The sequence below is a fragment of the Sulfurospirillum sp. HTRB-L1 genome, assembly GCF_059415125.1.
This window is the reverse complement of the sequence record NZ_JCAHZR010000004.1, coordinates 221836-233701: the sequence shown is the minus strand read 5'-3', so window position 1 is coordinate 233701 and position 11866 is coordinate 221836. Positions and strand designations below refer to the sequence as shown.

Sequence of the window (11866 nt, the reverse complement as noted above, 5' to 3'; positions counted from 1 at the left end):
GAGGCTCTATGAAGATTTCTTTTGAAAAAATCTAAATGAAATAGCCTGCATGGGGCACGCATCTTTACAATCGTTGCACTTAGTACAGCGTGCAATTTCCTCATTGCCTAAGGGTTCGTGCAAATCAATCTCTTCATGGCACACTGTTTGACAAACGGTGCACTCAGTACCCTTGCTTGTTCTTAGGCAGCGTGTTTTATCAATGCTTGGTTTAAAAAAGAGATTGAGCCGACTCGCCAAAGAGATTACCGCACCCAAAGGGCAAAATTTTCTACATGTAAAACGAAAAAAGATAAGTTCAAGTGCCAAAATGGCAGGAAAAATAATTAAAGACCATGTGGGCTCATTGAATTGAATTAATCTCCACAAGCTGACAATGACGGCAAAGGTTAATCCCACGGGGCAAATTAAACAAAACACAGGAAATCCAAAAATAAACGTAGAACCTAAGGCGCCACCTAAGACGTAATAGCTAGCGTCCACTTTTTTTGCAGAGGCCAGCAATCCTTCTTTGGGTTTTGTTTCATAGATTGGCGTATCAGGGGTATTTTTTACCTCCTTTTTTTTGGGGAACCATTTTCGAAAAAGCGGTACTGGGCACATCCACGCGCAAAAAATACGACCGAATACAATACTAATCAGTAAAAAAACTGTTAATGATACAAATACCATTGGAATAAATGTTTTACTCGCAATCAATGCTTCAATGGAGCCTAGAGGGCAAATCGCTGAAACAGTACTGTACCCAAAGGCACTGAGCGTTCCTGTGCCTGTATGAAAAGCTAAGCCTATAATGACCAAGAGGATAAAAAATGAAATGCTAAGGGTTCGTAATGATGAGGAGTTTAGAGGTTTCATAATGATGCTTCTTTACAGGAAATGGGTCTAATTTCAACTCCACGTATTTTCCCGCCCACGTAAGAGCGAAGAATGAGTGCAGGGCAAATGGTTTCACATACACCACAACCATTGCATTTGTCTTCATCAATAATTGGGTGTTTTTGTCCATCTAGAGTAATGGCTTTGTAAGGGCATGCGGTGTGGCACAGGGTGCACGCTCCAAAATTTAAAGCAATACACACATCCGTTAAAACAGCCACGCCAATTTTGACATTTGATTTATCAAAGGGTTGTAGTGCCCCTGTTGGGCATACTTCAACACATCGATTGCAAAAATCACACGAGCCGATATGAAACTTCATAAGAGGCGTTCGGGCATTGATGAACCCCTCTTCAATAGGAGCTATGCCAATAACAGACGTGTGGCAGACGCTTCGGCATCGGTCACATTTAATACATTTGGCAATAAAATCATCCTCATTTTGTCCTCCAGGGGGACGCAAGAGCTCTTTTTTAGGCGCTGCTTTTCCTGTCGCTCCCAGAGCAAACATTAAAGCAACACCTACACTAGATGCCACAAAGGTTCGCCTTGAGATGGATTGCTTTCTTTGTTTCTTTGTTGTCCAAGAAGATTCATTTTCCATCGCGTGTCCCTGCTCTTTTAGTTGGCAGCACAGGTACTTTGTACAAAATTTTCTTGATGCGCATGTGCCTTGTGCGCACTAATCATCACCGCAGTATCTAAATACGTGAGTATCTCTTGCTCAAATTGAAGGTACCCTCGTGTTATTTTGGCAACAGCTTTGTAAAACTCACCGTGAGAGCATTTTAAAACATCCTCACAAAAACGTGGAACCCAGTTAAGTAAATGGTTGTGTAAAAAGTCCGATTGAGTAGCCAAAAGAGCTTTCGCTTTGGGATAATCTTCGTGATGCAACGCCTCTTTGCATGTTTGTGTTAAATACGCCATAAATTCAAATTCAAGCGCAATATGGTCCTCTGGAACATTGAGTTTTTCATCTTTATCTAGCCCAAATTTACGGTATAGCGTCAAAACGTTATCGCGCGCATCCTGCATTATTAAACGTCCAGGACTGGTATAGACCGATTCATATGGATCAGCTACTGTGCCTTCCAAAACACCTGCTCCAAGAAACACACGTGCATAATCAACTGCCAAATCAGTGAGTGGGTCTAGGTGGTTTTTTTGAAAAAAAGCTTCAAATGCCCGATATCCTTCTGATAATTCACCTTCATTGGCATCATTATAAAAGTGCAGAGATGCGAGTTGCTTGAATAGCTCTTGATCAACCTCTTCTTTATAAATTCTTCCTAAAAGCCGGTAGACATAAGTTCTATTGTCCATTAATGCAATATTTTCACGCATCTGTCCCATTTTTTATCCTTTGTGATAATGTGATATTTCTTAAAGTTTGGCACACGCTTTTTGGGTGGTTTTCCATGCACTATCCCAAAGTAGCCCACCTGCTTTTTCTAAGGTGTCAATGAAATAACTCGCATATATTTTTGGATTTTCCAGTAAAGGGTGGTCAACCAAGTATGCTTCAATCTCCATGCGAGATTTTGCATGCTTGCAAAATTCTAATACCATTAAGTAGATAGGCCTATAGTGAGCATCTTCTGTAAGCAGCGTTTCAAGCCTATCGTGTAGTCGCTCTTTGTTTAACGCAATGAATCCAGCTTGAGTTGTTTTCCACAGTGAATATTGCGCCCCTTGTTCTATCTCTTCCATAGCATGGCATTTAACTAACCATGTTAAAAAAACCTGTGGCGTTTGCATGGGTGTTTTCATTTCAGGGTAGGTGAGCACGTGTGTTTCTAGTTCTTGGAATGTTTTAGGCTCTTCACAATAAGAGAGCATTTTGTAAAGAATTGATTGATAAGCGGGTTCCGCAACTATTCTCTTCTCGATGGCTAAAGCAAGGGAGGCTTGTTCTGTTTCTATTTCTTTAGCGTGTGCAAGCATAGGGTTCCTTTTTCGCTTTATATTGAAAATGTTATTAAATAAAATTTGCCTATTTAAAATAAACTTATTTCTGGATTATATATCTATTGCCACCATTTGTCAATACAGGTTAATATATTAAAAATATTCTATATTTCGATAGCAAATACAGCTAAGTTCTATAAAAAAAGAGTATAACTTTCTGATTAGGGTATGATTTCATAAGAAAAAAAGATATCAGAGGGATTTTTCATGGGTAAAGAACGGATGCAATCTTCTCCTGAATTTAAAATGCAAGTAGTTATTGAATCTTTTAAAGCAAATACTTCGTTAAACCATTTAGCTCAAAAATATGCAATTTCTACCCAAACTATTCATCAATGGAGAGAGCATTTTATTCAAAATGCCCATCTTGCCTTTCGATCCGACAGTTCTCACGAGAAACGTAAAGCGCTTGAAAAAGAGAATGAAAAACTTGAAAAAGAGTTATGCAAACTTACAAGCGAATACGAAGAAGCCCTTGCTAGAATTAGAAAAGCAGACATTGCCCTTAAGCGCAAGATGGTAGATGCTTCCTCTTCGGAGTTATCTATCGTCCAACAATGTAAAATTATTGGCCTGAACCGCCCCTCCCTTTATTATGTTCCTAGATCAACGCAAAAAAAAGATGAGGTGATTATGGAGCGCATGCGCGAAATTTTTCAAACACAAAAGACCTCTCTTGGGTATCGAAAAATGCATCAATACTTGGTTGAGGAAGGGTACAAAATCGGGGTGAACAAAGTGTATAAACTTTTAAAAATATTGGAAACTAAAAAAAGCCTCACCGCTCCAATGCCTTCACGTCCCTCGAAAGAGTCCCATGCGTATCTTTCTATCTTGCATGATTTGGAACTTGTAAAGCCCTTTAAACTCTAGTGTATTAAGGGATTAAAGGCAAACAACGCTTCTTTTTTGATAAGAGTGTCCCTCCCATTGGAACGTTTGATGATGGCATTGATTTAAAGAGTCTTTGATGTCGCTTTGAATTCTTGCAACCTCTTGTTTAAGTGCCATGTTTTTTTGTTTTAGCAGTTCTGTGGATTGGGTGTCCTTGGTTTTTTCAGTGCCAAAAATCTTTGAAGCACTTCCGAGGAGTTGTTTTTTCCAACGGTTGATGCTCGAAGTACTAATATGGTGCTTATCTGAGAGTTCTTGGAGGCCTGCAGTGTTGAAAAGCAATTCAAAAACAATGCTGGTTTTGAATTGGGCGCTATAGCGCGAGTTGGTGTGCGTTTTCATAAAAACCTCACTCTTCTTCAATTATTTATACAATCATAGCACCACCTCTTCAATTACATGGTAAATAGTTAGTAACAAACTTAAAAATTTCCTAAAAAAATTTTTTACATTTAAAATCTGATACAACTTTGATTTCTGATATACTTTCTGACATGATAAAAATTTTATTGATTGAAGATGATATCGAATTAGCCAAGCTTCTTCAAAGAATGCTCTTGCTCGAAAATATCGAAACGACTATGGCATTTCATCCTTTGGACGGATTGAAGCAGTTAGAGCACGATGTTTTTGATGCCTTGGTCTTAGATCTTTCCTTGCCGGGCATTGATGGATTTGAAGTATGCAAAAGGGTGCGAACATTGCTTCCAAATTTACCTGTTATTATCTCTTCCGCGCGCTCAGAAACGCTGGATAAAATCATGGGATTTGAATTGGGGGCAGATGATTATCTTCCCAAGCCCTATGAGCCCATCGAATTAGCATTTCGCCTAAGGGCTATTTTGCGACGAGGTATTCATCTTCAAACAGGTACGGAAGTTTTTACAATAGACTTTAAACAGCATATGATACGACGCAATAACCGTGAAGTACAATTAACAAAAGCGGAATTTGATATTTTCGCTTTCTTGATTGAAAAAGAGGGATTTGTCATTTCAAGAGAAGATTTACTGCTCAGTATTAATTCCATTAAATTTCAAAGTGGTCTTAAGAGTATCGATGTCATCATGGGACGTATTCGCCAAAAAATTGGGGACGACCCTAAAAATCCACGCTTTATTGTGTCGGTTCGTGGCGTTGGGTATAAATTTATCAATGCGTAACTTTTCTATTATTAAACTTATTTCACTTTTCTTTGTTCTGGCGCTTATTGTAATTAATGGCTCCTTTGCTATTGAATACCAGCGACAAATCAAAGATTTAGAGTATTTTACGTTTCAGCGTTTTATGATGGGCATGCGAACGATTGGTGAAGAATTAAAAAATAGAGATTCTATTCTAAAAAATCTAGGTATTAAATTAAGTCAAACTTCAAAAATTGAAATTCGACAACATGGTAAAAAGCTATTGGAAGATTCTTACTGCGATATGATTGAATATAATAATAAGCTTTATTTTGTGCCAAGAGACCCTCCTCCTCCTAAAAAATCTCTTGTCAAAATAATGCTTCTTGCAGGGATTTCCCCAGCATCCGAGCAAGAAGCATTATCTATGGACGATAGACCCGCACTAGAAAATCTAGAAGAATTTTCGCTCAACCGTTTATGGATTCTATGGGGAACCATTAATGTTGTGACCATTATTTTTTTTAGTGTTGTCCTGCGTAAATTATTGCGATTGCGCAGTTTGAAAAGTTCTATTCGTGCATGTGGGGATGCGCCAATATTTCAAGAAATTTCTATTGATAGCCAAGATGAATTAGGCGAAATTGCAGCAGAATTCAATCTTGCAATGAAGAAGCTTCACCGCATAAAAGAGGCACGCACGCTTTTTTTGCGCAATATCCTTCACGAACTAAGAACACCTGTGATGAAAGGAAAGATTCTTGCAGGAATTATTCAAGATCAGGAATTCAAAGGGCAGTTGCGTCAAATTTTTATAAGACAAGAAGTCCTTTTAGGCGAGATGGTCAAGGTTGAGAGGTTAGCATCAAATGAAATTGTTTTGGCAACAAAAGAATACCGCTTGGTTGATATACTAGACCATGCAATTGATCTTCTTTTGATTCACGACACAAAACGTATTGTTATTAATGCACAAAAAGAGACACCTCTGCTTTTGGCGGATTTCGAGCTTTTGGCAACAGCCATTAAAAATCTTTTGGACAATGGATTAAAATATTCAAAAGAAGAAGTGATTGTCAATGTTTGCCCTGGTGCACTATATGTTTTGAGCGCTGGCGAAGAAATACCGACCCATTGTTTGAATTTTGAACGTACTTTTAATCGAAATTTAGAAAGTACAAATACGGGATTTGGGCTAGGGTTGTATATTGTTAATCAAATCATATTAAAGCATGCATACAAACTGAATTACTGCTACGAAAACCAAAAAAATTGTTTCTCAATTGAGTTTGTAAGTGAACCAAAAGTAACGTAAGGTGATTATTAATCTATGCAATAGTAGGCACAATAAGTGCCTTTGCTCCCCTTACATGTACTCCTCAACTACCCATTCCGTGAACGAAAATGCGCAGGTAAACGCAGGAGAAACGGCGTTTAGAACGTGTACCGTGTTGCCTTGGCGTTCGACGACGAAATCTTGGACGAGTTCTAGCGTGTCGGTGTTGAGTAGTTGGGCGCGGATGCCTGGTTCACTCCATGCGTCAAACCCACTGTGGTCGCGCTCATGGGTGAGGGCTGTGGCGAGGCCTAGAAAATAGGACTTTTGGTATTTACGCACTTCTTCGACCGCTAAGGCGCGAAAGCCAAAGGCGTTGGTGGCGAAGAGTTTGGCCTCGTACCACGCGATTTGCCCTAACTCATGGAGAGAGAAGTTTTCTATGCCTTGGTAATTTTCCCGCCACAGGGCAGGGATGGCGGTGGGGCCTATCTTGGCGGCACCTTCAGCCGTGAGGGTGTAGTGTACGCCTAGGAAAGGATTGGCCAGATTAGGCACGGGATAAATGTTCGTCGAAAGCCCCATGCGGTTGTGTGCATCCTTGAGGTAGATGCCCTTGAAGGGGATGATGACATACGCCTTGCCCGCGCCAAACTCTTGGGCGATGGTGTCCGCGTAAAGCCCTGCGGCGTTGATGAGGGTGTTGAAAAACAGCGGGCCCTGAGAGGTGAGTACGGCGTCTTTGCCAAGGCGCGCTTCGTAGGCACACTGGGTGCGAATCTCTACGCCCAAGGCCTTTACATGTAAGGCTAAGGCGTTGACCACATCTTTGGGATTAACCGTGGAAGTGGTGGGCGAAAAGAGGGCTTTTTGGAAGGTTTTGGCTTCGGGAAAGCGCGTGCGTAGTTCCTCTTCACTTAGCCATTCTAGCGCCACGCCGTTGGCATCCCCGCGCCGTTTTAGCTCTTCGAGACCTGCTAACTCTCCCGCATTTTGCGCGACGACAACCTTGCCGCATCGGTTGATAACAAGGTCATTTGCTTCGCAAAACGCGTGCATGGCGGCGTTGCCCTCGCGGGTAAAGCGCGCTTTGAGGGAGTTGGCGGTGTAGTAAAACCCCGCGTGCAACACGCCAGAGTTTCGCCCGCTGCTATGCGCCCCCAAGGAGCGCTCTTTTTCGATGAGGAGTACCGAAGCTTCGGGGTAGCGTGTTTTAAGGGCCTTAGCAAGCCCAAGCCCGATGATGCCGCCTCCGATGATGAGGTAATCATAAACGTGCATGGCTTAGTATCCTAAAGATTCTTTGACCAAAATGATCGTTGTGCGTCCGGGTTCATCGCCGTTGATGTAAGCAAATTTATTGGCGATATTGTCCCAGTTGTAGCGAGGTTCTTTGCCCATCTCGACGGCCTTGGTGTTCATACGGTCGATGTTTTTTTGTGCCGCGACCGTTTTGATGCGCTCAAACCCTGCTTCGAGGGTGGGCACGAGTTTGTTGATGCCAACAATGAGCAGCACTTTTTTGGGCCCAAAGATTTGTGCCGCCACGCGGTTGCCGCTACCATCGGCGTTGACGAGTTCTCCTGTTTGGGTGAGGGCGTTGCACCCTGTGACGTACAAATCAGCCAGCATCCCCTGTCGTCGACGTTGGGTGTTTTCCTCCATGGAAATCCCCTTTTCGTACTGGTTAAACAAGGTAATGCCAAGGGGTTTTGTTTCTAGGTAGTTCAACAAGCCAATCTCGGCAACCGTCGTGGACCCGCCAAGGCCCACGCTCATGCCCTCTTTGAGGTAGGCTTTGGCCAAGTCAAAGGCTTGCCAGCCGCTTTCAACGACAAGGACTTCAAATCCGTTTTTTTCTAAGTTAGCTTTGGTGGCTTCTAGCATAGATGACCTTTCGTGCGCGAAATTTATGAAGTGTCATTATACCAACAAAGAAGCCAACCCCAAGGATGTGCACGTTTTCAATCCACGGCGTAAGGCTCGGCATGCCGTACAAAGAATCTTGCGAAAATAACAGCACGGCAACGGTTGCAAACATCAAACGCTCAAACCAAGAGGTTTTAACATCCCAAAACCCTTCCACTGCGATAGCAAAGGCCGCTAATCCCACAAAAGAAAACGCAAAAATCTCTACCCGTTCTGCCCATGTGCCTGTGATGAGCGGGGTAAAGGCAAACAAAAGAGGCATGATATAAAGCCCCTTACCAAGCTTCCATGACTCTACGCCTGTGCGCATGGGTGAGGTACCTGCGATGCCAGCTGCCGCAAATGCCGCCAAGCACACGGGCGGGGTTAGATTAGAATCTTGCGAGAGCCAAAAGATGATGAGGTGTGCGCTCAAAAAGTACATGGTCGCTTCGGGCACTTCAAGGCCTGCGTTTAGCAACATGGCAAGTTCGGGGGAGAGCATGAGCCCCACCAAAGCAGGTGCGGAAAGAACGGCCAGTACCACATACGAAGCCGTTACGGGAAGGCCCATGCCAAGCACTAACGAAGCCAAGGCGACAAGAACCATGGCGATGATGAGCTGCCCTCCCGACCATTCCATGATGAGTTGGGAAAAGATAATGCCAATGCCTGAGATGTTAATCACCCCTACGATGATGCCCACGGAGACAAGCAACACGCCCGTGATCACCATGTTTTGACTTCCTAGGGAGAGGGCTTCTAGGACCTCTTTAATTCCCATGCGTTTGTACTTGGTGAGGTACGAAGAAGCGATGATGGCGATGATGGAAATCCCCGCTGCATAGGTGGGCGTAAAGCCATAGACGAGTAACCCCACAAGGGTGGTAAGGGGGATGATAAAGTGAAACCCTTCGCGCAGCACTGGCCAGATGTTTATCTTTTCCGTTTCCACCTCAAGGTTGTTTTCTTTGGCGTGGATGTGAATATACACGGCGATGGAGGCAAAGTACAAGATAGCAGGCAAGACCGACACCGCGACGATGGTCGCAAAAGGGATGTTGGTCATTTGCGCCATGATAAAGGCGCCCGCTCCCATGATGGGCGGCATGATTTGCCCGCCTGTGCTTGCCGCAGTTTCAACGCCCGCTGCAAAAATGGGCTTGAAGCCATTTTTTTTCATCATGGGGATAGTGATGGAGCCGGTGGAAACGGTGTTGGCCACGGCAGAGCCTGAGATGGTGCCCATGAGTGCCGAGGAAAAGACCGCCACATGCCCCGCGCCCCCGCGAAAACGCGATGTAAACGCACGGCTCACATCGACGATGAAATCCCCCGCGCCACTTTTAAGCAAAAACGCCGCAAAGAGGATGAACATAAACACGTACGTGGAAGAGATGGTGGCGATGGAGCCAAAAAGCCCTTCACCTGTGTAAAACATGCGGTAAAAAAAGCGCTCCACACTCATGCCCCCAAAGGCAAATACCCCAGTAACATGTTTGCCAAACCACAAAATATAGCCAATGCAAACCAGCATAAGTGCGGGGATGATGAGCCCCGTGGCGCGCCTGACCATCTCAAGGGCAAGAAAAATGGCAAGGCCCGTCATGTAGATATCTGAGGGGCGCATTTGTGCATTAGAGACAGCGTAAAGGCTCTCTTCAAACCCCATCATATAGCCCGCTACGCTTAGGGTAAGCAAGGCAAGAAGGATGTCATAAAACGGAACGGTTTTGCTGGATGAATAGCTAGAGGCTCGGAAGGTTAAGTACCCCAAAGACGCCAACAAAGAAAAGTGGGCGGCGTTAAACCACAGGTCGCTCATGCCCCCCCAGATATTGATCCAAAAGTGAAAGATGGAGATGCCGACACCGTAATAAAGAATAAATGGTTTGAGTTTGTCCGCAGAAATACCCATGGAAAATCCTTTGTAGTAAGAAGCAGGGGAGAGCCCCCTGCGTAAAAATTAGTTCAGAATAAGTCGCTCAGGAATCGTGATGCCTTGCTCTTGGTAGTAGCGTAAGGCTCCTTTATGTAAAGGTGCGGGTAAACCGCCGATAGCTTTTTCAAGGGCCATGGATTTGGTCGCTTGGTGGACGGAGTTCAAAAACGGAAGGTTTTCGTAAATGGTTTTGGTGAGCAAGTAAACCACTTCTTCAGGGGTGTCTTCGGTCACCACTAGCAAATTGGGCTGAGCGATGGTATTGATGTCTTGTTTTTGACCTGGATACACGCCCGCTTTAATGGTGTAAGGGACCCAAACAGGGTAAACACTGTTGGCTTTTTCTACATCTTCGGCGGTGAAATCAAGGACGCGAATTTTGTCTCCGCCTACAGCAGCAAAGACGTTGGTTACCGCAGAAACAGGGTCACCCGCAGGGGTGTTCATGCCCTTAATCTTACGGTCTTGCATCGCAGTAGCACTGGGTGTGTAGCCAAGGTATTGGATGTTCATCTTGGTGTAGTCGATGCCAAGACCATCCATGATAACTTCCCCAGAAATTCGACTTCCAGAGTTGCGCTCACTGATGGAAAAAGGTTGCCCGTAGAGGTTTTTGAGGTCCATGATATTGCCCGTTTTAGCAATGTCACTGGTGACGGTGAAGTGTTCTACGTTTTGCCAAAGCATGGTAACGGAGCGCAGGTTTTTCTTTGCACGCCCTTCATAAGAAGCTTTTCCTTGCCATGCCATGGAGCCAAAAAGGCCTTGGATGATGGAAAAGTTGACTTCGCCTTTGTCCATCATGTCGATGTTTTCGCCACTTCCGGCACTGCTGATGGCCGAAAAGGTCATCTTGTGGTCTTTGGCAAGCTTCAAGCTCGCAATGGTCGCGATGCCAACGCCAACAGGATAGTACGTTCCCCCTGTGCTTGCCGTGGCAATGATGAATTTCTGCTCTGCTAGAGCACCTGAAGAGAGTACCGCAACAGCAGCCGAAGTTGCCAAGAGGCGTTTGAACCATGTGCCTGAAATCATAGGGTCTCCTTAAATGTGATTTTCCCTATCATAACGCACGATTTCAAAATGAGGTCATGAATGTTTCATGAATGTTTCAAAAATCCTTTACATGTAACGATTCGCTACATGTAAGCTTATGCGATAATATACCCCTGACCCTTGCGCGAAAGGATGAAATCATCCGCACTAATCTTGTCCCGAAGCCGCTTCATCAGGGTGCGAAAGGTTGCATCCGAAACCGTCTCATCTCCCCACAAATAGCCTTTGCATGCACTTACGGGGAGAATCTTCCCCTTGTGGTTGATGAGGGTTTGCAAGAGGAGGAGTTCTTTTTTGGAGAGGGGAATAAGGGTGCCATTGGCGTGGTAAAGCAGTTCGCTCTTGGCATCATACACGTAGGTGGCGTTGAGCACAACACGTGCAGGGGTTTGGTGCAGTTTCTCTTTTTCACGCACCAATTCGGCCTTAGCTTTTTGGAGGATTTCCATCACTGTGTCGATATTTAGGGGTTTGACAAAGTATCCAATGACGCGCAGGTTGATGGAACGCAAGAGTAACTCTTCTTCTTTGTGGGCCGAAACAACGATAAATTTTTGGTCTTCTTGGTGTTGTTTGATGGCTTCAATCATCTCAAGGCCATCCATGTGCGGCATGCGAATGTCGGTAAGGATGAGGTCGATGGGTTGATGGGCAAGGAAGAGTTCAAGGCCTTCTTTGCCATCTTTTGCCACCAAGACTTCATCAAAAAGAGTGCCAAGATAAAAGCCCAAAATCTCGCGCGCCGTGGCCTCGTCCTCAACTAGCATCACCCGTGTTTTTACGTCCATGGCACTTCCTTTGGGAATTTTTGTAAC

The 11866-nt window shown here is 44.3% G+C and carries 13 protein-coding genes; 3 read left to right on the top strand and 10 right to left on the bottom strand.

Features of this window, described 5'->3' with window-relative positions:
• Window positions 1-6: 6 nt before the first annotated feature.
• The 4 genes from AC5SLM_RS08895 to AC5SLM_RS08880 form a co-directional block, all read right to left on the bottom strand.
• Complete coding sequence (locus AC5SLM_RS08895; protein ID WP_495250596.1) at window positions 7-699, bottom strand: 4Fe-4S binding protein; 693 nt, start codon at window positions 697-699, stop codon at window positions 7-9.
• A gap of 155 nt (window positions 700-854) precedes the next feature.
• Window positions 855-1484 (bottom strand): 4Fe-4S dicluster domain-containing protein, encoded by a 630-nt coding sequence (locus AC5SLM_RS08890; protein ID WP_495250595.1) that lies wholly within the window; start codon window positions 1482-1484, stop codon window positions 855-857.
• A 17-nt stretch (window positions 1485-1501) separates the two neighbouring features.
• Window positions 1502-2236, bottom strand: coding sequence for a TorD/DmsD family molecular chaperone (locus AC5SLM_RS08885; RefSeq protein ID WP_495250594.1), 735 nt, complete (start codon window positions 2234-2236; stop codon window positions 1502-1504).
• Window positions 2237-2266: 30 nt separating this feature from the next.
• Complete coding sequence (locus AC5SLM_RS08880) at window positions 2267-2827, bottom strand: hypothetical protein (RefSeq protein WP_495250593.1); 561 nt, start codon at window positions 2825-2827, stop codon at window positions 2267-2269.
• Between the two features lie 231 nt (window positions 2828-3058).
• On the opposite strand from AC5SLM_RS08880, the gene AC5SLM_RS08875 reads away from it, so the two are divergent.
• Window positions 3059-3724, top strand: coding sequence for an IS3 family transposase (locus AC5SLM_RS08875; RefSeq protein WP_495250592.1), 666 nt, complete (start codon window positions 3059-3061; stop codon window positions 3722-3724).
• A 12-nt stretch (window positions 3725-3736) separates the two neighbouring features.
• Here AC5SLM_RS08875 and AC5SLM_RS08870 read toward each other — a convergent pair whose 3' ends face one another.
• Window positions 3737-4087, bottom strand: coding sequence for a transposase (locus AC5SLM_RS08870; RefSeq protein WP_495250591.1), 351 nt, complete (start codon window positions 4085-4087; stop codon window positions 3737-3739).
• 209 nt (window positions 4088-4296) lie between these two features.
• Between AC5SLM_RS08870 and AC5SLM_RS08865 the strand changes: the two genes are divergently transcribed.
• Together AC5SLM_RS08865 and AC5SLM_RS08860 are read left to right on the top strand one after the other, a co-directional pair.
• Entirely contained in the window at window positions 4297-4908 is a 612-nt protein-coding gene (locus tag AC5SLM_RS08865) for a response regulator transcription factor (protein WP_495250635.1), read from the top strand.
• Entirely contained in the window at window positions 4877-6184 is a 1308-nt protein-coding gene (locus AC5SLM_RS08860; RefSeq protein ID WP_495250590.1) for an ArsS family sensor histidine kinase, read from the top strand. The genes AC5SLM_RS08865 and AC5SLM_RS08860 overlap by 32 nt, the downstream gene beginning before the upstream one ends.
• A 51-nt stretch (window positions 6185-6235) precedes the next feature.
• Here AC5SLM_RS08860 and lhgO read toward each other — a convergent pair whose 3' ends face one another.
• The 5 genes from lhgO to AC5SLM_RS08835 all read right to left on the bottom strand — a co-directional run bounded on the left by lhgO (window position 6236) and on the right by AC5SLM_RS08835 (window position 11839).
• Entirely contained in the window at window positions 6236-7426 is a 1191-nt protein-coding gene (gene lhgO / locus AC5SLM_RS08855; protein WP_495250589.1) for an L-2-hydroxyglutarate oxidase, read from the bottom strand.
• Between the two features lie 3 nt (window positions 7427-7429).
• The gene (locus tag AC5SLM_RS08850; RefSeq protein WP_495250588.1) at window positions 7430-8032 is read right to left on the bottom strand and encodes a lactate utilization protein; all 603 of its coding nucleotides are present in this window, start codon (window positions 8030-8032) and stop codon (window positions 7430-7432) included.
• Window positions 8010-9971, bottom strand: coding sequence for a TRAP transporter permease (locus AC5SLM_RS08845; protein ID WP_495250587.1), 1962 nt, complete (start codon window positions 9969-9971; stop codon window positions 8010-8012). The genes AC5SLM_RS08850 and AC5SLM_RS08845 overlap by 23 nt, the downstream gene beginning before the upstream one ends.
• Before the next feature lie 48 nt (window positions 9972-10019).
• Complete coding sequence (locus tag AC5SLM_RS08840; RefSeq protein WP_495250586.1) at window positions 10020-11030, bottom strand: TAXI family TRAP transporter solute-binding subunit; 1011 nt, start codon at window positions 11028-11030, stop codon at window positions 10020-10022.
• A gap of 116 nt (window positions 11031-11146) precedes the next feature.
• Window positions 11147-11839 (bottom strand): response regulator transcription factor, encoded by a 693-nt coding sequence (locus AC5SLM_RS08835; protein WP_495250585.1) that lies wholly within the window; start codon window positions 11837-11839, stop codon window positions 11147-11149.
• Window positions 11840-11866: the final 27 nt, after the last annotated feature.

Bases quoted from the DNA above. Each gene is read 5' to 3' on its own strand.
- AC5SLM_RS08880 (WP_495250593.1), bottom strand. From the start codon at position 2,827: ATGCTTGCACACGCTAAAGAAATAGAAACAGAACAAGCCTCCCTTGCT.
- AC5SLM_RS08865 (WP_495250635.1), top strand. From the start codon at position 4,297: ATGCTCTTGCTCGAAAATATCGAAACGACTATGGCATTTCATCCTTTG.
- AC5SLM_RS08870 (WP_495250591.1), bottom strand. From the start codon at position 4,087: ATGAAAACGCACACCAACTCGCGCTATAGCGCCCAATTCAAAACCAGC.
- AC5SLM_RS08850 (WP_495250588.1), bottom strand. From the start codon at position 8,032: ATGCTAGAAGCCACCAAAGCTAACTTAGAAAAAAACGGATTTGAAGTC.
- AC5SLM_RS08885 (WP_495250594.1), bottom strand. From the start codon at position 2,236: ATGGGACAGATGCGTGAAAATATTGCATTAATGGACAATAGAACTTAT.
- AC5SLM_RS08845 (WP_495250587.1), bottom strand. From the start codon at position 9,971: ATGGGTATTTCTGCGGACAAACTCAAACCATTTATTCTTTATTACGGT.
- AC5SLM_RS08890 (WP_495250595.1), bottom strand. From the start codon at position 1,484: ATGGAAAATGAATCTTCTTGGACAACAAAGAAACAAAGAAAGCAATCC.
- AC5SLM_RS08835 (WP_495250585.1), bottom strand. From the start codon at position 11,839: ATGGACGTAAAAACACGGGTGATGCTAGTTGAGGACGAGGCCACGGCG.
- lhgO (WP_495250589.1), bottom strand. From the start codon at position 7,426: ATGCACGTTTATGATTACCTCATCATCGGAGGCGGCATCATCGGGCTT.
- AC5SLM_RS08840 (WP_495250586.1), bottom strand. From the start codon at position 11,030: ATGATTTCAGGCACATGGTTCAAACGCCTCTTGGCAACTTCGGCTGCT.
- AC5SLM_RS08875 (WP_495250592.1), top strand. From the start codon at position 3,059: ATGGGTAAAGAACGGATGCAATCTTCTCCTGAATTTAAAATGCAAGTA.